Source organism: Barnesiella sp. An55, from assembly GCF_002161555.1.
In the GTDB taxonomy this organism is placed as follows: Bacteria; Bacteroidota; Bacteroidia; order Bacteroidales; family Barnesiellaceae; genus Barnesiella; species Barnesiella merdipullorum.
This window is the reverse complement of the sequence record NZ_NFHZ01000007.1, coordinates 66,652-91,031: the sequence shown is the minus strand read 5'-3', so window position 1 is coordinate 91,031 and position 24,380 is coordinate 66,652. Positions and strand designations below refer to the sequence as shown.

At 53.2% G+C, this 24,380-nt stretch carries 17 protein-coding genes; 7 read left to right on the top strand and 10 right to left on the bottom strand.

Annotated features, from left to right (window positions below):
• Positions 1-13 precede the first annotated feature (13 nt).
• Positions 14-631, bottom strand: a complete 618-nt coding sequence (locus B5G10_RS05985) for a CDP-alcohol phosphatidyltransferase family protein (protein ID WP_241147725.1) — start codon at positions 629-631, stop codon at positions 14-16.
• Positions 632-1,052: 421 nt separating this feature from the next.
• Between B5G10_RS05985 and B5G10_RS05980 the strand changes: the two genes are divergently transcribed.
• Entirely contained in the window at positions 1,053-2,054 is a 1,002-nt protein-coding gene (locus B5G10_RS05980) for a malate dehydrogenase (RefSeq protein ID WP_087423828.1), read from the top strand.
• 112 nt (positions 2,055-2,166) lie between these two features.
• On the opposite strand, the gene B5G10_RS05975 is transcribed toward B5G10_RS05980, so the two are convergent.
• From B5G10_RS05975 to B5G10_RS05965, 3 genes are all read right to left on the bottom strand, one after another.
• Positions 2,167-3,576 carry an arylsulfatase gene (locus tag B5G10_RS05975; RefSeq protein WP_087423827.1) on the bottom strand — a complete coding sequence of 470 codons (1,410 nt, stop codon included), beginning with the start codon at positions 3,574-3,576 and terminating at the stop codon, positions 2,167-2,169.
• Positions 3,577-3,594: 18 nt separating this feature from the next.
• Positions 3,595-5,172: a GEVED domain-containing protein gene (locus tag B5G10_RS05970; RefSeq protein ID WP_087423826.1), complete on the bottom strand. Its 1,578-nt coding sequence runs from the start codon at positions 5,170-5,172 to the stop codon at positions 3,595-3,597.
• 67 nt (positions 5,173-5,239) lie between these two features.
• Complete coding sequence (locus tag B5G10_RS05965) at positions 5,240-6,946, bottom strand: T9SS type A sorting domain-containing protein (RefSeq protein ID WP_087423825.1); 1,707 nt, start codon at positions 6,944-6,946, stop codon at positions 5,240-5,242.
• Between the two features lie 335 nt (positions 6,947-7,281).
• Between B5G10_RS05965 and B5G10_RS05960 the strand changes: the two genes are divergently transcribed.
• Genes B5G10_RS05960 through B5G10_RS05940 form a run of 5 tightly spaced genes read left to right on the top strand, consistent with a single transcriptional unit; the run spans position 7,282 to position 11,329 of the window.
• Positions 7,282-8,484, top strand: coding sequence for a dTDP-glucose 4,6-dehydratase (locus tag B5G10_RS05960; RefSeq protein WP_087423824.1), 1,203 nt, complete (start codon positions 7,282-7,284; stop codon positions 8,482-8,484).
• A gap of 24 nt (positions 8,485-8,508) precedes the next feature.
• Entirely contained in the window at positions 8,509-9,387 is an 879-nt protein-coding gene (gene rfbA, locus B5G10_RS05955) for a glucose-1-phosphate thymidylyltransferase RfbA (RefSeq protein ID WP_087423823.1), read from the top strand.
• Complete coding sequence (locus B5G10_RS05950; protein ID WP_087423822.1) at positions 9,377-9,796, top strand: FdtA/QdtA family cupin domain-containing protein; 420 nt, start codon at positions 9,377-9,379, stop codon at positions 9,794-9,796. Before rfbA ends, B5G10_RS05950 begins: the two co-directional genes overlap by 11 nt.
• Positions 9,789-10,211: an FdtA/QdtA family cupin domain-containing protein gene (locus B5G10_RS05945; protein WP_087423821.1), complete on the top strand. Its 423-nt coding sequence runs from the start codon at positions 9,789-9,791 to the stop codon at positions 10,209-10,211. The genes B5G10_RS05950 and B5G10_RS05945 overlap by 8 nt, the downstream gene beginning before the upstream one ends.
• Entirely contained in the window at positions 10,208-11,329 is a 1,122-nt protein-coding gene (locus B5G10_RS05940; RefSeq protein ID WP_087423820.1) for a DegT/DnrJ/EryC1/StrS family aminotransferase, read from the top strand. The genes B5G10_RS05945 and B5G10_RS05940 overlap by 4 nt, the downstream gene beginning before the upstream one ends.
• A gap of 161 nt (positions 11,330-11,490) precedes the next feature.
• On the opposite strand, the gene tpx is transcribed toward B5G10_RS05940, so the two are convergent.
• The 6 genes from tpx to B5G10_RS05910 all read right to left on the bottom strand — a co-directional run bounded on the left by tpx (position 11,491) and on the right by B5G10_RS05910 (position 20,035).
• A complete protein-coding gene (gene tpx / locus B5G10_RS05935; protein ID WP_087423819.1) occupies positions 11,491-11,997 on the bottom strand; it encodes a thiol peroxidase in 507 nt (168 codons plus the stop codon).
• A gap of 22 nt (positions 11,998-12,019) precedes the next feature.
• A complete protein-coding gene (locus B5G10_RS05930) occupies positions 12,020-13,216 on the bottom strand; it encodes a hypothetical protein (protein ID WP_143241076.1) in 1,197 nt (398 codons plus the stop codon).
• 92 nt (positions 13,217-13,308) lie between these two features.
• Positions 13,309-14,988: a leucine-rich repeat domain-containing protein gene (locus B5G10_RS05925; RefSeq protein WP_087423817.1), complete on the bottom strand. Its 1,680-nt coding sequence runs from the start codon at positions 14,986-14,988 to the stop codon at positions 13,309-13,311.
• A 215-nt stretch (positions 14,989-15,203) separates the two neighbouring features.
• Positions 15,204-18,890, bottom strand: coding sequence for a methionine synthase (metH, locus tag B5G10_RS05920; protein WP_087423816.1), 3,687 nt, complete (start codon positions 18,888-18,890; stop codon positions 15,204-15,206).
• 245 nt (positions 18,891-19,135) lie between these two features.
• The gene (gene ruvC, locus B5G10_RS05915) at positions 19,136-19,723 is read right to left on the bottom strand and encodes a crossover junction endodeoxyribonuclease RuvC (protein ID WP_087423815.1); all 588 of its coding nucleotides are present in this window, start codon (positions 19,721-19,723) and stop codon (positions 19,136-19,138) included.
• A gap of 3 nt (positions 19,724-19,726) precedes the next feature.
• Positions 19,727-20,035, bottom strand: a complete 309-nt coding sequence (locus B5G10_RS05910; protein ID WP_087423814.1) for a DUF4286 family protein — start codon at positions 20,033-20,035, stop codon at positions 19,727-19,729.
• Positions 20,036-20,422: 387 nt separating this feature from the next.
• On the opposite strand from B5G10_RS05910, the gene B5G10_RS05905 reads away from it, so the two are divergent.
• Positions 20,423-24,376 carry a two-component regulator propeller domain-containing protein gene (locus tag B5G10_RS05905; RefSeq protein WP_158098786.1) on the top strand — a complete coding sequence of 1,318 codons (3,954 nt, stop codon included), beginning with the start codon at positions 20,423-20,425 and terminating at the stop codon, positions 24,374-24,376.
• Positions 24,377-24,380: the final 4 nt, after the last annotated feature.

The window sequence follows — 24,380 nt, the reverse complement described above, 5'->3', positions numbered from 1 at the left end:
TCGCGTTGTTTATTTATTTTTTGAAGGGCTTCAACGGGTCTTGCTGAGCCAAGGCGCGGCGATCGGTTACAAACTGTACCAGCCAGGCGATGAAGAGGAAGCAGGCAATAAACAGGCCGGCTATGTCGCACAATCCCAACGTCTGTCCGTAGATTGTCCAGTTGATACTTCCCAGCGATGTGTAGATAAAGATGGTGTTAATGATGATAATAACCAACCGCAACTCGGTGGGGCCCAGTTTGCCATAGGTGAGCAGGAACTTCCCTTTGACGATTGTCGAGATATAGGTGTAGATCGAAAGAACCAGATAACCGGCCAGTACCAGCATGGCTACATCGAGACGGAACATGGGTGACAAACCGGCTCCGATACACATGATGCAGATGGTGATGGCATCGAGCGAGTGGTCGATAAAGAATCCGTAAACGGGTCTTTGGGTATTACGCACACGGGCCAGTGTACCGTCGAGGCTGTCGCCATACCAGTTGACAAACAGACCAAACGATGAGAGCCACAAATAGTTCGTGTCGATGTGTGCCAGTACAAAACCTACTGCACATATTACTGCACCTACCAGACCGGTATAGGTGAGAAAGTCCGACGTCACCCACGCGGGTTGACGTTGAGCCAACCATACTAATGCTTTTTTCTCTGCTGCATTGAGCAAAGAGGTCTGAATTCTTTCTGATGTTTCTTTCCCCATATCCTAAATTTTGTACAAAAGTACAGATAATTTGGAAAATCGAATAAAAAAAGGCGATGAATTTACAGGGGTATGTAAAAGATTTGAAAATCCTGTTTCAGAGGGAATGTATCGGGGCAACAAGGGGGATAGAAATTTTTTGAGAAATCCTGTTTATAGGGATCTTGAAAGGATGTGGAGACATAATTGTTTTTGAATGAATGGGTTAGTAATCTCGGGAGAGATTAGCTTCTGGCCATGATAACAAAATGTTATAGGAAGTAAAAAAGAATGATAATCAAAATCTCATTTTACTTGTTATATTTGTAATGCCATTCAAGACAAAATACATACTTAAAATAAAACGATTATGGAATTTTTGACAAACGAGAAATTGACAATCGTCGGCGCTGCCGGAATGATTGGTTCGAACATGGCTCAAACGGCGTTGATGATGCATCTGACCCCCAACGTATGTTTGTATGACCCCTATGCTCCGGCACTCGAAGGGGTAGCCGAGGAGTTGCGCCACTGCGCTTTCAAAGGGGTGAATCTCACCTATACGAGCGATGTGAAAGAGGCTCTTACGGGTGCTGCTTATGTGGTATCGTCGGGTGGTGCTGCCCGCAAGGCCGGCATGACTCGCGAGGACTTGCTCAAGGGTAACGCCGAGATTGCTGCCGAGTTCGGTAAGAACCTGCGCAGCTATTGCCCCGATGTAAAACACGTAGTCGTTATCTTCAACCCGGCCGATATCACCGGTCTCATCGTGTTGCTTTACTCGGGTTTGAAACCTTCGCAGGTATCGACGCTGGCCGCTCTCGACAGCACTCGCTTGCAGAGTGAACTGGCCAAGTATTTCCACGCCGTAGCCGACGAGATTGAAAATTGCCGCACCTATGGTGGCCATGGCGAGCAGATGGCCGTATTTGCCTCGACAACCAAGGTAAAAGGTACGCCGCTTACCGACCTGATCGGTACCGACAAGTTGCCTGCCGAAGATTGGGAGAAGATTCGTCATCAGGTAGTTCAAGGGGGTAAACACATTATCGACCTGCGTGGTCGCTCTTCGTTCCAGAGCCCGGCCTATCTCTCGATCGAGATGATTGCCGCTGCCATGGGTGGAAATCCCTTTACCTGGCCGGCCGGTGTTTATCTCTCGGAAGGGAAGTTCAACCACATTCTCATGGCTATGGAGACGATTATCGACCGCAACGGCGTGCACTACAACCCGGTTTACGGTACTTCCGAGGAGGAGAAGGAGCTGGAGAACAGCTACAAGCACTTGTGCGAATTGCGCGACGAGGTTATCGCCATGGGCATCATCCCGCCCATCGCCGAGTGGCACAAGCTCAATGCCAATATCGACTGATTTCCGGTTGGGTAGGAATACCCCCGATGGGTATAAATAAAATAGCGGCCCCGATTTTTCGGGACCGCTATTTGTTTTGTTTTGGTTTTATCAAGTTGAAGAAGGTCTCTTCTTATCGACCGAAGTTGAAGATCGTTGAGGGGGTGTGTTCCCGATCCATGATAACTTTCAACTCCTCTACTTTGTCGGGGTAGGTATTGGCCAGGTTGTTATCTTCGTGCGGATCCTCGGCGATGTTGTAGAGTTCGTGTGTGGGATTGCCACTCTTGATATTCTGGCGTATCAGTTTCCAGTCGCCGGCTCTCACGGCCTGGCGTCCGTTCTCTTCGTGGAATTCCCAGTAGAGGAACTCGTGCTGTTGTTGCTCGCCTTTACCCGTGAGGGTGGGGAGAATCGACAGACCGTCCATGGCTTCGTCGCGCCAGTTGGTATCCTCGCCCAGCAGTTCGACAAATGTGGGCATCATGTCCCAGCCGGCAGCCATCAAGTCGGTAATCGAACCCGCTTCGATGGTCCCGGGCCAGTAGGCGATGTAGGGCACACGCATGCCGCCTTCGTACAAGGCACGTTTCAGACCTCTGAGCCGTTCTTCGGTATTGAAGAATGTGGGGTCGGCACCACCTTCGTTGTGAGGGCCGTTGTCGCTGGTGAAGATAAAGAGGGTCTTGTCGGCGATACCCAGCTCTTCGAGTTTGTCGATAATTTGTCCTACATAGGTGTCGAGACGGGTGATCATGGCTGCAAATTGAGTGCGCGGGTCGGTTGCCGTTCCGTAGTCTCCGTCGTTATACCAAGGCTTGGGTTCCTGGAACTTGCCTTTATACATGTCCACGATGCTGTCTTGGGGTTGACGTAGCTCGGCGTGTGGAATGGTATAGGTAAAGTAGCCAAAGAAGGCTTTGTCTTTGTTGTCCTCGATGAACTGCATGGCATGTTCGTGGATGGCATCCTGCGAGTAGCGTCCGTTCTGATACTCTTTGGTCTTGTTGTCCCACAGGTATTCGGGGTAGTAGGAGTGGGCTTTGCGTTGGCAGTTGTAGCCATAGAACACGTCGAATCCCATGTCGTTGGCTTCGCCTCCCGAGCCGGGATAGCCCATGCCCCATTTGCCGAAGCAGCCGGTCACGTAGCCGTTTTTCTGGAAGAGCTGTCCCAAGGTCTCTACATTGGGGTCGAGGGGTTCCTGGCCCTCGGGCTGAATCTCTTTGTTGCCACGGATCTTGGTGTGGCCGGTGTGTTGCCCGGTCATCAGCGAGGCTCTCGAGGGAGCGCTCACGGCGGTACTGGCATAGAATTGCGTGAAGGTCATGCCCTGGTTTACGAGTCGGTTGAGGTTGGGGGTCGATATCATCTGTTGCCCATAAGCCTCGATATCGCTGTATCCCATGTCGTCGCAAAGCAGGTAGATGACGTTGGGGCGTTCGGTGGTGGCCACGGCATCTCTCTCTTGACCTTGAGCAAAGCACATGCCCGAGGTGAGGAGCAAGCCGCTGGCCGGATATATAAATTTACTGGTATTCATGTTGGTGTTATTTGATATTTAGAATTTGCTGTCGAGAAGTTTGAGTGAAGTGATTTGTCCGGTTTCCGATTCGATGACTGCGATAATGAATCTTTCGGCATATCGCAGGTCGCCTTCGAATGTGGTGTCGGTGGCCAGGAAATTGCCCAGCAATTGTCCCGACAGACTTACGACTCTCACCTGGTTGCGGCCTTCGAGCCCGGTAATAGTGAGGTGACCGTCATAAAGTCGTCCTCGGGGAGTTACGCTCTGAGCTTCGTCTTCGATAGCAGTGGGCACTTTGATGGGTACCTCGTAGAAATACCATCCCGATCCTGTGCCTATACCAGCGTTGTAAAGTACTATGCTCCATACACCGTCTTTGGCATTGAGCAGGTAGGAGTTGTCGCCCTCGTATTTGATCGAGTAACTGCCGTTGGTATTACCGCTGGGAGCGATTTCAAATCGGCTACCCGTTTCCGTTGCGTCAAAGTTTACAGTCTCGAGTACTTTCGAGCCCGATATGCGCAGGTCGGTCCCGCGGTTTACGATATACACTTGTCCGTTGCCGGCATCTTCGAGCCGCCACAAGAACTTGTCGGTTTGGTTGGCCGGTTTCTCAACGCGTAATTTGGTCGTGTAGTCGCCACCGATGTTGGTATCGTAGGCGATGTAACGCTCTTTACGGGTTTCTGACGTATGGGCATTCATGATTTGGTACCAGATGGGGTCATCGGCGGTACTTACTTCGGGTGTTGCCAGTTCGGGAACGGCTGCTTCAAATATGGCTATGAGGCTTGTGCTTTTGGTAACCGTAAATGTATAGACCGGTTCTTTGCTCACAATCTCTCCGCCTTCTTGCCAGCCCTTGAATTCGATTACGGCGTCAGACTCTTCGTTGACAACGGCTTTAACGGTGACTTGGCTGCCAATCTCGTAGCGGCCGGCTTCGTTGGGGGTGGTCTCGATGAGTGCCGTACCCAGGTCGTTGTTGTTTGAGGTTACGCTGATGAAACAGTCGGTGCGGCTTGATGCCTCCATGACATAGACTACGAAATCATATACCCGGCCCGAAACCGATGCGTCGGCCGATGAGGGTGTCGATGAATCTATGCGTATGCGCACTCGGGTCTTACCCAACGCTGCTGTTTCGGGGATACTGATGGGCTGCACGAAACTCTTGCTCGATGCTGTTACCTGAGCTTCTTGTGCTTCTTTCTCATACACGCCATTGCGATCCCAATCGGTATAGGCTGTGATTACATAATTCGAAGGGTCAACGGTCATTGTTGCGTTGAACTCGAAACTTTCGCCGGCAATTAGCAGAGAGGTCTCTCTCGATACTACGGTGAAGTAGTTGTTCGGGGCACTCGATTTGACATAGCCCAGCGGATAGATGATGGCGTTGCCCGAGGTCGTGGCCGACGAGATATAACCACCATTGGCCGAGCCTGCCGGCATCTGGTAGATGGGGCTCTTTTCGCTGATGCGTCCCAGGCGTACCATCGTCTCGAACGGGTCGCTCGTGATGTAGCTATCTGTGGTATCGGCTGCTGTCAGAGGTAAAGCCAAAACTACAAGCGGTACGATGAATAGGAATTTGAAAAACTTGTTCATGGGTGTTTTCTTTATGGTTTGGAATAGAATAAAGGAGGGGAAGGAGATATCTCCTCCCCCCGTTGTCTTATTTCATGAATTTAATCACCTTTCCGTCGATGTGGGCGATATATACGCCCCGAGCAAGCGACGCTACCGAAACCTCAGAAGCATCACCGGCTTGCAGTACGGCTTGGCCTGCCAGGTTGTAAACGACAACTCGCTCCATGTGAGGTGCTACGAGGGTCTGTGCCTGTGCATCGTAGTAGATAGCTTCGGCAGCCACGGCATTGATGCCCGATACTTCGGAGATGTGGATGTCGAAGTCATAGGCAATACCGTTTCTCAACTCGTTGTAGAATTCGGTAAACAGTTTCGAAGGCCAATTCTCGGTATAGGGATTGGGGGCCATGTGAACCAGGCGCATGCGGTAGGTTCCGGCCTTTGTTCCCTGCGGAATGTTTATGGTCCTTTGCCAACCTTCGGGAATACTGCCGTTGGGATCGCCAAAGTTGTTGCTGGCGCTGTTGTCGCCTACCGATTCGTAAATCTCGTTGGCACCTTCGAAGTTCATGTCGTTGTTCCAGTCGATATACAGTGCTTGGCGAGTCCATACCAGTTCGGGCTGGCAAACGAAGTCGGTTTTACCGTTGTTGTAGGTAATGTTACTGTTGTATTGGGTAAATTTCAGAATAAACGAAGTCATGTCTTCGGTCAGCTCGATGGGGGTCTTGGTTTTGTCAATGACGGCTCCTTCGACTTGAGGAATGTGCAGAGTCTTATAGGCGGTAAAGGGGAGGTCACTCTCGGTTTGGCAAGTAAACAACTCGTGAGTTTCACCGCCTGCTATATACGAGGCCGAGCCCAAGTAGCGGTTTTGTTGATCCAAATCCACTACATAGAAGCGGGTCATGATGGGATAGCCTTTTTCTACGAATTCGGCCACGAGGTTGATGCTTTCGCTCCCTTTGTAGGTGTAGGTGTGGCGATAACTTACCACGCTGTCGGTAGTTTGTTCAAGCCAGCGCGAGAACATAAAACCTTCTGCGGCAGTGGCTTTTACGACTACAGAGTCGGTGGCTGTAACCTCTATGCTGCTCTCTTCGCTACCTTCGATGGCTACCGAGCCCTTTTCATTGTCGCTCGATGCTACTGCAACGGTCTTGGTAGCGGCAGGAGCGGTATATTCTGCCGGATAGAAGAACCAGCCAGAGGCTTGGTGAACACCGGCGGCATAGATGGTGATACCGAAGTTCGTACCGCCGTCCATGGCATTCATGAAAGCGCGGGCACCGCTGTAATTGACAAATCGAAGGGCATATTGTTTGTCGGCACAGTCGGTGGTAATTCCGGTAGCGAGACTGGTCGTAAGGTCCCACACACTACCGGTTTCGTTCATTTCGAGAGGAGTGTTGATATAGGTCGATCCATCTTCGGCCGTGGCCGTGCTGGGTACAAATACGCGTTGTCCGTTGCAGTTGACCAGATAGACGTGTGAGTCGGTCCCGTCGTTTGCCGACTCCAAGCGCCACAAGAAGGCTTCGGTTACTTGGTCGGCAGGAATTCCCGTAGCAAACTGCTCGGTTTTCAATGTGGTGCCGTCCAACTTGAGGAAGCGGTTTTGACGAGTGTTGTCTGTGAGGTGCGATGACATCATGGTGTACCATTTGGGTGAGTCGGCAGTGCTGACTTCGGGATCAACGGCACCAGCAATGGGGGTTACTGCGGCTTTTGCCTCGTTGGCAACGAATAAACCGGTTACAAAAAGTAATGAAAGAAATAGATTTTTTTTCATAAGAAAAGTGTTTTTATGGGCAATTGGTTTTGATAATTGTTTTATTTGGTTTATAAAAATGGTAAAAATGTGCTTCATGGAATGTAAAACTTCACATAGGATAAACTGTGTGTATAGGGAGTTCCCTAGTGAGGAGTAAGAATTTTATCAATAATTTAATGTAAAGTTTGCTTTGTTATTATATTTTCACAAATGTGGAAAGGGAATAGATTGTTACCGCTTATCGATGATGAATATGCATGTGATTACGTGATGTGTTTAAAACAATGTGATATACATAGGTGCTTATTTCTTAAAAAAGTTGTAACTTGCGGCAGATTTTAAAATTTCAGGTTATGAAAAAATATTTGGTTACCGGTGCCGCCGGTTTTATTGGGGCTAACTTCTTGAAATACTTGTTGAAAAAGTATGGAGACGATATTTATGTAGTGGTCTTGGACAAGCTCACTTATGCCGGTAATCTGGGGACAATCAAGGAAGAGATTGCCGATCCCCGGGTTCGTTTTATCAAAGGGGATATACGCAATACCGAGTTGGTGGCAAATATTTTTGCCGAGACCGATATCGATTATGTGGTCAATTTTGCCGCCGAGTCGCATGTCGATCGCAGTATCACCAATCCGCAACTCTTTTTGGAAACCAATATATTGGGTGCACAGAACATGCTCGACTGCGCCCGCAAGGCTTGGTATCGGGGTAAAGATGCCGAGGGCAAGCCGGTCTATGCCGAGGGCAAGAAATTTTTACAGGTATCGACCGACGAGGTGTATGGTTCGCTCACCAAAGATTATGACGAGCCGCACCCGCTCGAGATTACTGATCCCGATGTGCGCAAGGTGGTGAGTGGACGTACCGATCTGCACACCTATGGCAAACGCTTCTTTACCGAGACGACGCCGCTCGATCCCCGTTCGCCCTATTCGGCCTCGAAAACCAGCGCCGACCTGTTTGTGCGGGCTTATCACGAGACCTATGGCATGCCGGTAAACATTACCCGCTGCTCCAACAACTATGGGCCGTATCACTTCCCCGAGAAACTTATTCCGCTGATTATAAAGAATATTCTGGCCGGTCAGAAACTGCCGGTCTATGGCAAGGGCGAGAACGTGCGCGACTGGCTCTATGTCGAGGATCACGCCAAGGCCATCGATGCCGTGTTGCAGCATGGGCGCATCGGCGAGGTCTATAACGTGGGTGGCTTTAACGAAGAGAAGAATATCAATATCGTGAAACTTGTGATTGCGATTATTGCCCGCATCATGCGCGAGGAGCCCGAGTATCGCCGGGTATTGAAGACCGATGTCGAGAATATCAACGAGGGGCTCATTACATTTGTAGGCGACCGCCCGGGACACGACATGCGTTATGCCATCGATCCCTCGAAGATTGCCCGTGAGTTGGGCTGGTATCCCGAGACTCCCTTCAAGGTAGGTATCGAGAAGACCGTGCGCTGGTATCTCGACCACCAGGACTGGGTTAATGAAGTGGTGAGTGGCGATTATCAAAAGTATTATGAACAAATGTATGGCAATCGTTGATTGCTTTCAAAATAATGTAACACAATGAAAGGCATAGTATTGGCCGGAGGTTCCGGTACGAGATTGTATCCCATTACGCGAGGTGTGTCGAAACAGATGTTGCCCGTGTATGACAAACCTATGATTTATTATCCCATATCGGTCCTGATGCTGTCGGGGATTCGCGACATACTCATCATCAGTACTCCCACCGATTTGCCGGGTTTCAAACGTTTGTTGGGCGACGGCAGCCAGTTTGGAGTCAAGTTTGAGTATGCCGAGCAACCCTCGCCCGACGGGTTGGCCCAGGCCTTCATCATCGGCGAGCAGTTTATCGGCAACGATACCGTATGCCTGGTGCTGGGCGACAACATTTTCTACGGGCAGAGCTTTACCCGCATGTTGCGGCAGGCTGTAGCCGAGGCCGACAAGGGTATGGCTACGGTCTTTGGTTACCGGGTAGGCGACCCCGAGCGCTACGGTGTGGTCGAGTTTGACGAACAGGGCCATGCGCTAAGTATCGAAGAGAAACCGGCCAAACCTCGTTCGAATTATGCCGTGGTAGGCCTCTATTTCTACCCCAACCGGGTGGTCGAGGTGGCCAAGCAAGTGAAGCCGTCGGCTCGTGGCGAGTTGGAAATCACCTCGGTCAACCAGGCTTTTCTCGAGTCGCACACGCTGGGCGTGCAGTTGATGGGCCGTGGTTTTGCCTGGCTCGATACCGGCACACACGAATCGCTCTACGAGGCCTCCAACTTTATCGAGACCATCGAGCATCGCCAAGGGCTTAAGGTCGCTTCGCTCGAGGAGGTTGCCTACCGCATGGGATGGATCGACCGCGAGCATCTGCTCACTTTGGCCGAACCCATGAAGAAGAATCAATACGGACAATATCTCATACGGTTGGCCAACAATGAGCTTTGATCGGGTGCGACTTATCGATTTGCCCAAGGTGGCCGACAAGCGGGGCAACCTGTCGTTCATCGAGAGTGCACGCCACATCCCCTTTGAGATAGCGCGCACCTACTGGCTCTACGATGTGCCGGGCGACGAGCGTCGCAACGGGCACGCCTTTCGTCAGCAAGAGGAGTTTATCGTGGCGCTCTCGGGTAGTTTCGATGTGGTGCTGAACGATGGTGGTGAGACTCGTCGCTATCACATGGCCCGGTCGTACTACGGCCTGTATGTGCCGCGTATGATGTGGCGCGAGTTGGACAACTTCTCGACCAATTCGCTGGCTCTCGTTCTCTCATCGACGCCCTACGACGCTGCCGATTATATAGAAGATTTTGAGGAGTATCGCTCTCTGTTGAAAGGAGGTAGTCATGAGTAAACGGGCATCGGTGGACGATTGTTGCCTTGTTCAATTGCCCAAGAACGAGCAGGATAGCGGCAACATTACGGTGGTTGAGAACAACCGCGAGTTGCCTTTTGCCGTAAAGCGGGTCTATTACCTCTACGATGTACCGGGTGGCGAGGAGCGTGGTGGCCATTCGCACAAGCAGTTGTACGAGTTTCTGGTGGCTGCCGGCGGTTCGTTCGATGTGTTGCTCGACGACGGCGAACACACGCGCACGGTGACACTGAACCGTCCCTATTACGGGTTGCTCATAGTCCCGGGTATCTGGCGGGTGCTGAACAACTTCTCGTCGGGATCGGTGTGTCTGGTCCTTACTTCCGACTACTACGACGAGTCTGATTATGTGCGCGAGTATGACGATTTTAAGAACAATTGTACCGATCAATGAAATATCCCCATCTCTCTTTGCAGCGGGCCAATGAGCCCTATATGGCCGAGATGAAGGCCGTTGCCGCCGAGGTCATCGAAGGCGGTTGGTACATCCGGGGAAAATATGTGTCGCAACTTGAAGAGCAGTTGTGCCGCTACCTGGGTTGTGCCCATGCCGTGGCTACCGGCAACGGACTGGACGCCCTGCGGCTCATGTTGCGGGCCTATGTCGAGATGGGTGTCATGCAGCCGGGCGACGAGGTAATCGTGCCGGCCAATACCTATGTAGCCTCGGTTCTTGCCATTACCGACAACGGATTGGTGCCGGTATTTGTAGAGCCTTCGGCTCAAACCTATAACCTCGATACCTCGCTGGTCGAGCAGGCCATTACGCCGCGCACGCGAGCCATTATGGTGGTGCACCTGTATGGGTGGGCCTGTTGGGACGAGACGTTGAAAGCCGTGGCCGCCCGCCATGGCTTGAAGGTGGTCGAGGATAATGCCCAGGCCTTCGGAGCTGTCTCGACGGTGGCTGGGATGCACGGGTCGTTCCACACCGGGGCATTGGGCCATGCGTCGGGACAGAGCTTCTATCCCACGAAAAACTTGGGCGCATTGGGCGATGCCGGTGCCGTGACGACCGATGACCCGAAGTTGGCCGAGGTGGTGCGGGCGTTGGGAAATTACGGGTCGGCCGTGCGTTATGTCAACGTGTACAAGGGGGTGAACAGTCGCATGGATGATTTGCAGGCGGCCTTTCTCCTGGTCAAGATGAAATACCTCGATGCCGAGAATCGTCGTCGGGCCGAGATTGCACATCTTTATACCCGGTCGATTGACAACGAGCAGATTATTACCCCGCAGGCCGGGGAGCCCGGCGAGCACATCTGGCACCAGTATGTGGTGCGCTGTGCTCATCGCGACCGCCTGATGCACTATCTTGAGTCTCAAGGGGTGGGTAGCCTCATTCATTACCCCATACCCCCGCACAAGCAGCAGTGTTACCGGGAGTATAATCACCTGCATCTGCCGCTCACCGAGCAGTTGGCCCGCGAGGTGTTGAGTCTGCCCATGTCGTCCTACCTGAGCGACGACGAGGTACGCGAGATAGCCTCGATTGTCAACCGGTTTGCGTGAGTAGAATCGGCTATATGAATAATAGGAAAAGAACAGAGGCGCACCATGCGGTGCGCCTCTGTTGGTAAATAGGGGAGGTGTCGAGGTCTGGTTCTCGAGGTTGGCCGTGAAACAGAGTGGTTTCAGAACTATCCTCCAGGAGATTTACCAATGGCCTCGAGTTATTCTGTTTTCAGGCTTCTGAGAGCCGCTTCGTAATTGGGTTCGTGGGTAATCTCGGGCACGAGCTCGGTATAGACTACTCGCCCGGTCTCATCGATTACCACTACGGCGCGGGCCAGCAGACTGGCCAGGGGGCCATCGACCATCTCCACGCCATACGCTTTGGAGAATTCGGGCGAACGGAAGGCCGAGGCGGCGATGAGGTTCTCGATGCCCTCGGTGGTGCAGAATCGCGATTGGGCGAAAGGCAGGTCTTTCGATACGGCCACGACGGAGGTGTTGTCGAGCGATGCTGCCAGTTGGTTGAATCGCCGTACCGAGGTGGCGCAGACGGCGGTGTCGAGGCTGGGGAAGATGTTCAGGACGATGCGTCGGCCCTTCAGCTCTTCGCTGCGCAGTTCGGTCAGGTTGCCGCGGGTGAGGGTGAACCGGGGAGCGATGCTCCCGACGTGGGGCATCTGGCCGCAGATGTGTACGGGTGTGCCCTTGAAAGCTGTTGTTTCCATTGTAGTGAATTTATAGATGTTTTTACTGTGGAGGCTGTTGTAAGGCGGTGCCCTGCATCTTCGCGATGGCTTGCCTCAACTCCTCGGCGAGCGAGGGGGTGTAGCCTATCTTGACCCAACGGATTGTGCCTGTGGGGTCGAGCAGGAAGAGGGTGGGGTAGCCGGTCACACCATACGCGCCGGCCGTCTTGCCGGTATGTTCCAGTACGATGGCTCCGGAGGAATTGGGGGTGGCGACAGGCTCTTGCCCGGCATAGAGAAATACCGGGGTGAGCCCCTCTTGCAGCGACAGTGCTTCGGCTGTTTGCCGCACCGGTACACAGAATTCGCCCCGGTCGTCGAGAAACAGAAGCAGGCTGTTCTGCCCCTTCAGCTGGTCGGAGGTGAAGCGTAGCTTCCCCCAGGGCTGGTCGAATCGGGGTGCTTTCTGTCCTACGCGGTCGCCAGCGGCATAGGTACCCTCGCGATAGAGGAGGAACACCTCGCCGTAGTCGCGCAGGAGCTGCTCTTCGCCGAAGTGTCCGGGCGGGAACGGTATCCCCGTTTCGCTATCGATGTATTTTACGGTAACCGTCTGCGAACCCAGGTGACCGGGATTGTTCTCGGTCTCGCGGTAGAGGGGCAGGCCGGTAGCCGGGTCGAACGTGTATAGTACGGTGCGTGCCACTTCGCCCCGCGTCGAGTCGGTTACCACGATGGCGAGGCAGTGGCTCCCCTGCACCAGTGTGTCGGGGAAGAGCTGTACCCGGCAGTCGGCTTTAGTGCGATAGCCGTTCAGTTGTCGGGCTATCTCGGCGGGGAGAAGTTCGGCAAAGAGGCCCGAGCGGTGAATACCGGGGTAATTTCCCTGTCGGGCAAAAGGCTCGGGGTTGGCATCGTAGTGATACTCTCGCAGCCGGTTGCGGTCGAAACGGAAGCAGTGGCCCCGATCGTAGGCGGTGAAGTTGGGGTAGGGACAGGTGTCATTCTCGGCCTTGTAGTCGATGGTGTAGCTGTATCCGCACAAGGTATCGGTCGGTTCTCTACGGTAGTCGAGCCGGGCCCGGTATTCGATTTCGGAGTCGTTGATGGGCAGTGTCACCCGGTAGGTCAGCGAGGCCCGATAGGTGTGTAACGAGTCGAGTCGGGCGATGAGGATGTCCATCGGTGCTTGAGCCTGTGTTGCCGCAATACCCACCGATAGTGCGAGGAGGAGAACCCAAAGGCGATGATGTGTCATAGTCGTGGTGATGATTGGTCTGTCCCGAATATAACAATCGTAACGGATTTTGGTTCATTCCCCTCGTCAGCCTCGGGGGTAAAGGCTCTTCGTTATAGCTTCACTTTCTGTGTCTGGTCACCTGTGTGCACGATGTAGATGGCACCCTTGGGGAGCTCTATCTCTACCTCTTGGGTGGTGGCGTGGAGCGATTGGACAGTCTGCCCGGACAGGTTGTAGATGATGACCTCGGTATCGGCAGGAAGGTTGCGGATTACTATCGAGTTGCCGGTCGTGTGTATCGATACCTGGTGAGTGCGCAGTTCGTCGGTTGCGGCCGGACTACCGGTGCCTTGGATGTCGAACTGGTTCCAGGGCGAATTGGCCACATAGTAGTCGTAGGCGTTGCTGGGTACGGTCAAGGTACATTGGCTCACCGATACCCCGTTGAAGCAGTCGTTCCCGCAAACAGGTGGATAGAGTGAGCGGCACTCGATTTGGCGTATCAATTGACTCCAGGCAAAAGCCGACTGGCCTATCTCCTGCAGGCTGCTCCCGAGAGTGATATACTCTAAATGAGGGCATTGAGAGAAGGCATTTTCGCCTATCGAGGTGACTCGGTCGGGGATAGTCAGTGAAGATATCAGGGTATAGGCAAATGCGTTGCTGCCTATGGTTTGAAGGTTGGTCCCGAAGGTTACCCGATAGAGGTTGCTGCATTGGTTGAAGGCCGAGTTGCCGATGGTGGTTACCGCGTCGGGGAGGGTTGCCGTAGAGAGTTTGGTACAGGTTGCAAAGGCCGATTCGCCCACACGGGTTACGCTCGTGGGTATGTCGATGCCGCTTAATTGGGCACAGTTGCAAAAGGCATAATCGCCTATTGCAGTTACCCCGAGGGGTATTTCGTAGAATCCGCTGCGGCTTAGGGGATATTGGATAATGGTCTCTTGCGATTTGTCGAACAGCACTCCATCGACCGAGGTAAAGTGTACATTCTCTGCATCGACGAGAATCTCTTGCAGACGAGTGCAACTCATGAAGGGATTGCTACCCAGCGAGGCGACTCCTTTCCCGAGGGTAATCGAGGCGAGAGCGTTGCACCCCTGAAATGCTCCGGGGCCGATGACGGTTACTTCGCCGGGGATGGTATAGGTTGAACCTTTGGCGTTGGGATAGGCGAACAGGGTGGTTTTTGCCTTGTCGAACAGAACGCCGTCAATCGAGGCATAGGCGGGGTTATCTTCGGCCACGGTGAATTGTTGCAGAGCCGGGCAGTAGTAAAAGGCATTGTTCCCTATCTGGGTTACCTGCTTGCCCAAGGCGATAGCGGTGAGTCCGGTGCAGTCGCGAAAGGCGAAGTCCTCGATTTCGGTTATACTCTCGGGCAGGGCTATTTCGGTGAGTTTGATACACTGGGAGAAAGAACGGTAGGCTATCTTCGAGATTCCTTCGGGCAGGGTGATCGATGAGAGCTCCCGGCATGCAGCAAAGGCATATTGCTGAATCTCGGTGACACTGTTGGGTATCGTGATAGAGGTTATTTCAGACATGAAAAAGGCCTGCTGGGCGATGGTGGTGACCCGGTATTCGGCGCTTTCGTAGGTAACGCTCTCGGGCAGGACTATCGAGCCACTGTATGTGGAGCTGTTGTCGGTAGGGTAGATGACGGCCACCTCGTTGTCGGAGAGTGTACGGTAGAAGATATTGCCATCCTTAAACTCGGCTGCTTGTATGAATGAAATAGATAATAGGCCGATAATCAGCGTCTTCAATCTGCGTCGTGCTTGTTTCATAGTATAAGAGTTTTTGGGGGGATAATGAAATTTTGGTTTATCTTGTAACAAAGATATTAAAGTTTTAGAAAATTCAGTATGAGAGGTATGATAAATCTTTGAATTTCTTAATATTATTGGGTGGTGGTGAGGTGCCTGTCTGTTTATGAAAAGATTAAGGAGAGAAGCACCGCATGATTATGCGGTGCTTCTCTCCTTGATGATTATGTATCAAGTTATACCGAGAGCCATTTGGAAGTCTCGTCGGGCGAGAGTCCCCGTTGGCGGGCATACAGTTCGCGTTGGTCGGTGCCGATGTGGCCGATGTGGAAATAACGGGCGTCGGGGTGGGCCAGATAGAGCCCGGCGGTCGAGGCGTTGGGATACATGGCCCCGTTTTCGGTGAGGAAAATCTCTATCTGTTCGAGGTTGAGGGCTCGGTTCCAGTCGAAGAACAGCGAGTGGTCGGGCAGAGAGGGGTAGCCCACGGCCGGACGTATGCCACGGTAGTCACCGGCCAGGAGAGCTGGCAGGCCGAGTGTGGGCTCGTCGGGGGCATACCCCCACAGTTCGCGCCGTATTTTCAGGTGCAGCCATTCCGAGGCTGCTTCGGCCAGTCGGTCGGCCAGCGATTGCAACAGCAGGCTCCCGTAGTCGTCGCCCGTGAGTCGCAGCCGTTCGATGCGCCGTTGTATGTCGCCGCCGGCAGTGACGGCAAAGAGTCCCGCATAGTCGGGAAGGTCTGTCTGTTCGGGACGCACAAAGTCGCTCAAGGCATAGTAGCAGGCATCGGCCTCGGGATTGCGCACCTGTTGCCGCAGGGTGGGTATTTCGAGCACGTCGCCCTCGGGCAGTTGCAGACGTATGAGGTTGTCGCGACTCGAGGCCCGGGTGAGCAGATAGACTCCTTGAGGCGAATCGTTGTTTTCGTGTTCGAGCGTGTCGAGCAATCGGTTGGCCTCCTTGTAGAGTTGCAGGGCTTCGGCGGCTTTGGCCCGGTCGGCCGTGGGGAAGGCGGCCAGCCAGGCGGCCCGGCAGTGGTCGCAGCCCCGCATGTCGGCTATGGCGGCATATTGTGCACCTATCTTCCATACGGCAAAGAAGGCCCGCCAGTTGATGTAGGGGCGAATATCCGTGATGGTGGGGGCGATTGTGTGGCGGCCCAACTGTCGGGGACGAGGTGATGTGTAGCCCTCCCAGTCGATGCGGGGGGCCCGAGCTGTAGCCTCGGCCAGAGGCAAGGTATCGGCCGGTTTCAGCGACAGGCGCAGCGCCTCCTGTTCGGCATGCAGCGAGTCGATGAAACTCTGGCGGGTGTTGGGGTTGAGCAGTTGTGCGGCAATGAGCGGATTTTGCGAAGCGTCGCCGGCGTGGATGACGGGACCGCTGTATCGGGGGGCTATCTTCACGGCGGTGTGCAGGCGTGAGGTGGTGGCTCCCCCGATGATGACGGGGATGCGCAGACCGGCCTTTTCCATCTCGGCGACTACGTGTCCCATCTCTTCGAGCGAGGGGGTGATGAGTCCGCTCAAGCCTACGAAATCGGCCTTTTCGGCGATGGCCCGTTCGACGATGCGTTCGGCGGGAACCATTACGCCCAGGTCTATCACTTCGAAATTGTTGCAGGCGAGGATGACGGCAACAATGTTCTTGCCGATGTCGTGCACGTCGCCCTTGACTGTGGCCACGATGAATTTGCCCCGTTTGGTTGTCTCGCCGGTGCGGGCGTTCTCCTGCTCGATGAGGGGTTGCAGGATAGCCACGGCCTGTTTCATGGTGCGGGCGCTCTTGACCACCTGGGGGAGGAACATTTTCCCTTCGCCAAAGAGTTGACCCACCCGGTTCATCCCCTCCATGAGCGGTTGTTCGATGACGGCAATGGCCGACCCGTATTGAGCTACGGCTTCGGACAGGTCGCTCTCGAGGTGGGTCGATAGCCCTTTGACAAGAGCCTGTCGCAGGCGGTCGGCCACGGGTTGGCTGTGGCGGTCGGTTTCGGCGGCTGTGTCGTGGTTGCCGGCCTCGTTGCGATATCGGGCGGCAAACTCGATGAGACGTTCGGTTGCGTCGGGCCGGCGGTTCAGCACCACATCCTCGATGAGCTCGAGCGTCTCGGCGGGCAGGTCGTCGTAGGTCACCGAGGTGGCCGGGTTGACGATGGCCATGTCGAGACCGTTGGCAATGGCGTGGTAGAGAAAGACGGCATGCATGGCCTCGCGTATGTAGTTGTTGCCCCGGAAGGAGAAGGAGAGGTTGCTTACCCCGCCGCTCACTTTGGCTCCAGGCAGATTGTGGTGAATCCAGGCGGTGGCCCGGATGAAATCGACGGCATAGTTGTCGTGGCTTTCGATGCCGGTGGCAATGGCCAGCACGTTGGGGTCGAAGATGATGTCGCAGGGGGCCACATCGGCTACCTCGGTGAGCAGGCGGTAGGCCCGGGCGCAGACTTCGATTTTACGTTCGAAGGTATCGGCCTGACCCTGTTCGTCGAAGGCCATCACCACCATGGCGGCCCCCATCTGTTTTATTTCGCGGGCGTGTTGCAGAAACAGCTCTTCGCCCTCTTTGAGGCTGATGGAGTTGACAATGGCTTTGCCTTGCAGACATTTGAGTCCGGCCGAGATAACCTCCCATTTCGACGAGTCGATCATGACGGGTACCCGGTAAATGTCGGGCTCGGAAACGATGAGGTTCAGGAAGTTGACCATCTCGTCGCGGGCGTCGAGCATGGCATCGTCCATGTTGATATCGATGATTTGAGCTCCAGCCTCGACTTGCTGACGGGCTATTTCGAGAGCTTCGGCATAACTCTTCTCGTGGATGAGTCGCAGGAATTTGCGCGAACCTGCCACGTTGCAGCGTTCGCCTATGTTCACAAAGTTGTTCTCGCGCGAGACGATGAGGTCGTCGAGTCCGCACAGGTGCAGGCGGTTGTCCTTAGCTGCCGGTCGTCGGGGAGCAGTGCCCGCCACGAGAGTCTGGTAGGCTGCGATATGTTCGGGAGTGGTACCGCAGCAACCGCCTACGATGTTGACCAGCCCCTCGTCGATGAACTCTTTGATTTGTACCGCCATCGACTGGGGCGTCTCGTCATATTCGCCCAGCTGGTTGGGCAGCCCGGCGTTGGGATAGGCACTCACGTAACAGGGGGCTATGGCCGCCAGGCGTTGCAGCCAGGTTTTCATGTCGCGGGCTCCAAACGAGCAGTTGAGCCCTACGGAGAGGATGGGGGCATGAGATACCGCGGTGAGAAAGGCTTCGAGAGTCTGTCCCGAGAGGGTGCGACCGCTCTCGGTCACGGTAACCGAAAGTGCGATGGGGACTTCCCGATCTGTTGATTCCATGGCCTGTCGGGCTCCCCAAAGGGCCGCTTTGGCATTGAGCGTGTCGAAGATGGTCTCGACAAGCAGCAAATCGACCCCTCCCTCGATGAGGGCCTCCATCTGCTCGCGGTAGGCTGCGGCAAGGGTATCGAAATGGAGACTGCGCAGGGCGGGGTTCTCCACGTCGGGCGACATGGAGCAACTTTTGTTCGTGGGGCCTACCGATCCCGCAACGAAGCGAGGCTTCTCGGGGGTGGAGTAGGCGTCGGCAGTCCGACGGGCGATGCGGGCCGCGGCAAGATTCATCTCGCGCACGAGCCCTTCGAGCCGGTAATCGGCCATCGATATGGCGTTGGCATTGAAACTGTTGGTCTCGATGATATCGGCACCGGCCTCGAGATAGGCCCGGTGTATCTCGTCGATAATCTGCGGGGCAGTGAGGCAAAGCAGGTCGTTGTTGCCTTTCAGTTCCACGTCGGTGTGGGCAAAGCGTTTGCCCCTGAACTCCTGTTCGCTCAAGCCGTAGCGCTGTATCATGGTCCCCATGGCTCCGTCGAGTATGAGGATGCGTTGGTCGAGTAGCTGTTTCAGTGTAGTCATATCCTATAATAATGTATGGGATGAATATGGAAAATAGAATTCCATCTTTACAAAGATAACGCTATTTGTTGTATGAGGGCTCGAATTTATTTCTTCTTTCGTGGGGATATGGTGGAGAAATATTCTGTTTCGAGGATGAAATGATAGATAAAACAAATGAATTTTCTGCCAGGATTGGATATACTGTATGGACAATGTATGCCCCGATGCAATCGGGAGGTTGGTGTGGGCGGAACAGGCCGGCCCTATTTCTTGGGCGAAGATTTTCCCGTCGAAACCTTGTCGGGATTTTTGCTGATGAAGTCTTTCCAGCTGTTGTAGCTCTTGGCCACCTGGGGGCGGTTGGTCTGGTAGAAGTGGCAGAGGGCAGCCGCCAATCCATCGGTGGCATCGAGTTGGGGCAGCATATTCTCGTCGGGGATGTGGAGTATGCGTTGCAACATGGCGGCCACCTGCTCTTTCGAGGCGGCACCGTTGCCGGTAATCGACATCTTTATTTTGAGGGGAGCGTATTCGGTGATGGGTATGTCGCGCGAGAGAGCCGCCGCCATGGCCACTCCCTGGGCTCGGCCGAGCTTGAGCATCGACTGCACGTTTTTGCCGAAGAAGGGAGCCTCGATGGCCATTTCGTCGGGCAGGTACTGCTCGATGAGGCCGAGCACCCGTTCGAAGATACGTCGCAATCGCAGGTAGTGACTCTCGAATTTGTTGAGTTGGATAACCCCCAGCGCCACCACCTCGGGTTTGTTGCCCACGATGCGCAAGATACCGTATCCCATCACGTTGGTGCCGGGGTCGATACCTATGATTACTCTGTCGTTGACGGGTGTCATGGATTACAAGTCGATTACTTCGAGCAAGGTGCTGAATCCCAAAACCTGGTCGCCGAACCGCTGGCGCATCTCATTGAGCAAAGCCTCGCCGCACTCTTCGTGCCAGCGTTCGAGCGCGTCGGTATCGGGCGATTTGAACTGGAGCGAGAGGCTGGTGCCCTCCTCCTCATTGTCGGCAAAGATGCGGGTCAACTGAGGGTCTTGCAGGAGCCCGTGTTCCAGAACGGCCGGTATGTACGACTCTTTGAGCCAGCCGATAAACTCGTCTTTGCGGGCATTGTCGGCGTGGTAGGTGGTGTTGAAGATAATCATCTCGAATAGGGTTGAACGTTTATATAAGACAAAGGTAAGAAGATTTTGCGAAAGTAACATCGTAGTCGGGATGGATAAAAGCCGAACTGGAAGGGTTTGCCAATAGAATCGGGATGTAATAAAAATGAAAAAATGCCAAATATGTGGGATCGAAAAGAAATATGTTTATCTTTGTTTTTTGATAATTGCGATGAACGGATCTATTAATCTTTTGAATATTAGATACAAAACGCTAATACCATGATGTAAATGTAGGAGAGAGGCTTTTTGTAGAGAGAGGATTGGGAGAAGCAAGGATATGTATGGTTTATGCGTAATATCTTTTGGCCTTATCTTTTGATTAATGTAAAGGGCTTATCTTGGTTTTTGTATTATTTTGTCAATCGGATGAAAAGGAGCAGACTATATAGTTGTGTCTTTTTGTTGTGTGTCGTGCTGGGGCAACTGGTTGCCGAGGCGGCTCCCGATTTCTATTTTAAACAACTCTCCCAACGAGACGGCCTCTTACAGAATTTCGTGCGCACGATTATGCTTGACCACAAGGGGTTCTTGTGGATAGGTACACGGTCGGGGGTGAGTCGATATGACTACTACGAATTCAAGAACTATACGGCGGTGCCCGACTCGTCGAATACTTTGCCGGGAAACCTCATTCAGTTTATCGTCGAGGATGCGCAGAATCGCATCTGGATTTCGACCGATCGTGGCGTATGCGTCTATCGGCAGGAGAACGACGATTTTGAACCCGTTTACTGGGGAAACAAAATTCTTCAGGCTCACTCCTATATGCTCACCGATGATGCCCTCTATCTGGGCGGTCGGGGCATTGTCTATCGGTGGGACTACAAGCAGGCTGCGCTCGATACGGTGCCCATGCACTGGACAGAGCCTTCGCGGTCGTTTTTCAACCACATGGCCCGGTGGGGCGACCGTTACTGGGTGCTATCGTCGCGATGGAACGGTTTGTGGTTGTTTGACAGTAAAACAGGACAGATAGAGCGGTCGGATTTTTGTCGGGAGAAAGAGATTATGGCCATGGAGGTGGACCGTCATGGGCGGTTATGGATTTCGCCTTATGGAAAGGGGCTGGATTGTTACTCGCTTGATGGGAGTGGACGGAAGCACTATGATGTTACTAACTCGGCTTTAACCAACGATGTAATTCTCGATATCGAGGAGAATGACAACGAGTTGTGGCTGGCTACCGATGGGGGTGGCATCAGTATCCTGAATGTCGAAGAGCATACGTTTTCCAACATACGCTATGTCCCGGGCGATGTCTATTCGTTTCCTCTCAGTTCGGTCTTCTGTCTCTATCGCGACCGCGACAACAATATGTGGGCGGGTACGATACGGGGAGGTCTGTTTGGTATCAAAGAGGTGTTTATGCGCACCTATCGCGATGTATCGCCGGGCAACCCCTATGGAATGAGCGACAAGACGGTGTTGTGTCTCTATGAAGACGACGGGGGTGCAGTATGGATTGGTACCGATGGCGGTGGTTTGAACCGGCTCGACCCGGCTACTCACAAGTTTACCCACTACCCGGGTACGTTTGGAGCCAAAGTGGCATCGATTACCCGTTACAGCGATCATGAACTGCTCATGTATTTCTTTTCTCGCGGGCTCTATATTTTCGATAAGCGCACGGGTAGCCTGCGTCCCTTTGTTTTTCTCGACGAGCGGCGCAACGAAGAGATTATTCACTCGGGCATATCGGTCAATGTCGATTATTTCGATACCGGCAAGATACATTTCTTTGCCGATAATATCTATACCTATGACAAGTCGAACCGAATCTTTTCGATGGCACACGTAGTCGATTCGACCCGCTACTATGGGGCGGTACAGCGGTTCTACTCCAGCAAGGTGTTTACCTATCTTTTTGGGCGCAATTATATTCTGCGGCTCGACCATGCCCGTAACGAAGCGGTCTGCCTGCTCTCGCTGGGCTATCGCAATATTATCAATGCCGCCTGTTGCGACGACCGGGGTAACTTTTGGATAGGGACCGACAAGGGTTTACTCCATTACGATATTCAGACTCGTGCTTTGCAAGAGGTAAAAACCAATATGTTCCGCGAGGTGACTTCGGTAATCTATGCCGACAACTGTTTGTGGCTGGGGGCCGATGGTATGCTCTTCCGCTATTCGATACCCGAGAACCGTATCTTTATCTATGGCGATTCCGATGGGGCTGTTCCCAATGAGTATCTGCACAAGTCCACGCTTCTCTCCCGTAGTGGAAAAGATATTTACATGGGGGGTATCACGGGGTTGCTGCGCATCGATCGTGAGATGTACAAAGAGTTCAAGTCCGTGATGGCACCGGTCGTCCTGCTGTCAGATGTCAATCTCGACGGGAAAACGGTATTGAATCGGGTGGATCCCGAAGATCAGTCTATACGTATTCCCTGGAATTATACTTCGCTCACTCTCAAGACAATGGTGCGCGAGAAAGATATCTTCCGCAAAAAGATGTTCCGGTTTGATATACAAGGTCTGGGACGTACGGCAATCGAGTCGTATGACCACACGCTCACCCTCTATTCGCTGCCCGTGGGTACTTATAGGGTGATGGTCTCGTGTAGTACGGCCGATGGAGGATGGAGTCCCGCACAATGTATTCTGCAAATCGAGGTAGTGCCTCCCTGGTGGAAACGATCGTGGTTTATTGCGCTGGTTGTTTTGGCCGTGGTGGCTGTATGTGTGCTGATGATGGCCTATACTATCCGGAAGAAGAATTCCCGCATGCAACTCGAGATGAAGGAGCGGGAGCGCAAGATGTATGAGGATAAGGTGCGTTTCCTAATCAACGTGAGCCACGAACTGCGCACACCACTTACTCTTATCTATGCCCCGCTGAAACGGTTGTTGCGCAACGACCTGGGCGATGAGTCGTTGAAAACACAGCTGACGTCGATTTTCAAGCAGGCCAGGCGGATGCGCAACATCATCAATATGGTGCTGGATATGCGTCGCATGGAGGTGGGGTATGAGGCGCTGCACCTGTTGCCTCATCCGTTGAACCCTTGGGTCGAGTCGGTAGTCGATGATTTTACCGAAGAGTTCAAGGCGAAGCAGATAAATCTGCAATTTGTTCCCGACGAGCGTATCGATGAAATTTCGTTCGATAAGGCGAAGTGTGAGATTGTGCTTTCGAACCTGTTGATGAATGCGCTGAAATTCAGCGACGAAGGTACGACGGTAAAAGTCTCTACCCAGTTGCGGGAAGAGCGGGTGCGTGTATCGGTTACCGACGAAGGCATTGGCTTGAAGGATAGCGATTTTGAACATCTATTCACCCGGTTTTACCAGGGCGAGCATCGCCTGAGCGGCAGCGGTATAGGGCTCTCTTATTCCAAGACCTTGCTCGAGTTGCATGGTGGTGAGATAGGGGCCTATAACAACGAGACGAAGGGAGCCACTTTCTGGTTTGAACTGCCGCTCTCCTATAAGGATAAGGAGGTGGTGTGTGCCCCGGGTATGTACTTGAACGACATCAAGTTCTCGGAAAATGTGACCGAGCCCGACGTTTCGGAGAAGGATTTCCCGCTGACGGAGTATTCGATTTTGATTATCGATGATGAAAAAGAGATACAGTCGTTTGTCAAGAGTTCGTTTGCCGATGTGTTCAAGCAGATATATACGGCCGACGACGGCAAAGACGGGCTCATGGTCGTGCACCAGTATCAGCCCGATTTGGTCATTTGCGACATTATGATGCCCCGCATGGATGGTTTTGAGTTCTGCCGGCAGTTGAAGAGCGATATCCAGATAAGCCATATACCGGTTATCCTGCTCACGGCTCGTGACAATCCCGAAAGCCAATCGGCCGGCTATAAGCTGGGAGCCGACTTTTATCTGTCGAAGCCCTTTGACGACGACGTGCTGCTCTCGATTATTCGCAATTTGTTGTGGAACCGGGAGCAAATCAAGAACTACTATCGAGAGGCCGGGGCGGTTACCATCGTACCGAAGGATCAGTCCTTCAGCAATGCCGACGAGCAGTTCTTGTTGAAGTTGAACAAACTGATCCTCGACAACATAGGTAATCCCGACTTGGATGTGAAGTATCTGACCGTCGAGTTGGGTATGAGCCGCGCTTCATTATATAACAAGGTGAAGGCTTTGACCGGCTTGGGGGTAAACGATTTGATTAATCGCATGCGAATCGAGCAGGCCATGCAGTTGCTGGTTGGGACCGATTTGCCCATAGGCGAGGTTGCCGAAAAAACAGGCTTCTCCAACTCGCGTTATTTCAGCACCAGCTTCAAGCAGTTTACCTCCTTTACGCCCCGAGAGTATCGGGAAAAGAACAAGAACAAGGAAGAGGCGTGAGAAG

Bases quoted from the DNA above. Each gene is read 5' to 3' on its own strand.
- B5G10_RS05965 (WP_087423825.1), bottom strand. From the start codon at position 6,946: ATGAAAAAAAATCTATTTCTTTCATTACTTTTTGTAACCGGTTTATTC.
- B5G10_RS05945 (WP_087423821.1), top strand. From the start codon at position 9,789: ATGAGTAAACGGGCATCGGTGGACGATTGTTGCCTTGTTCAATTGCCC.
- B5G10_RS05980 (WP_087423828.1), top strand. From the start codon at position 1,053: ATGGAATTTTTGACAAACGAGAAATTGACAATCGTCGGCGCTGCCGGA.
- B5G10_RS05910 (WP_087423814.1), bottom strand. From the start codon at position 20,035: ATGATTATCTTCAACACCACCTACCACGCCGACAATGCCCGCAAAGAC.
- B5G10_RS05930 (WP_143241076.1), bottom strand. From the start codon at position 13,216: ATGACACATCATCGCCTTTGGGTTCTCCTCCTCGCACTATCGGTGGGT.
- metH (WP_087423816.1), bottom strand. From the start codon at position 18,890: ATGACTACACTGAAACAGCTACTCGACCAACGCATCCTCATACTCGAC.
- tpx (WP_087423819.1), bottom strand. From the start codon at position 11,997: ATGGAAACAACAGCTTTCAAGGGCACACCCGTACACATCTGCGGCCAG.
- B5G10_RS05950 (WP_087423822.1), top strand. From the start codon at position 9,377: ATGAGCTTTGATCGGGTGCGACTTATCGATTTGCCCAAGGTGGCCGAC.
- B5G10_RS05940 (WP_087423820.1), top strand. From the start codon at position 10,208: ATGAAATATCCCCATCTCTCTTTGCAGCGGGCCAATGAGCCCTATATG.
- B5G10_RS05960 (WP_087423824.1), top strand. From the start codon at position 7,282: ATGAAAAAATATTTGGTTACCGGTGCCGCCGGTTTTATTGGGGCTAAC.
- B5G10_RS05925 (WP_087423817.1), bottom strand. From the start codon at position 14,988: ATGAAACAAGCACGACGCAGATTGAAGACGCTGATTATCGGCCTATTA.
- B5G10_RS05905 (WP_158098786.1), top strand. From the start codon at position 20,423: ATGAAAAGGAGCAGACTATATAGTTGTGTCTTTTTGTTGTGTGTCGTG.
- B5G10_RS05970 (WP_087423826.1), bottom strand. From the start codon at position 5,172: ATGAACAAGTTTTTCAAATTCCTATTCATCGTACCGCTTGTAGTTTTG.
- ruvC (WP_087423815.1), bottom strand. From the start codon at position 19,723: ATGACACCCGTCAACGACAGAGTAATCATAGGTATCGACCCCGGCACC.
- rfbA (WP_087423823.1), top strand. From the start codon at position 8,509: ATGAAAGGCATAGTATTGGCCGGAGGTTCCGGTACGAGATTGTATCCC.
- B5G10_RS05975 (WP_087423827.1), bottom strand. From the start codon at position 3,576: ATGAATACCAGTAAATTTATATATCCGGCCAGCGGCTTGCTCCTCACC.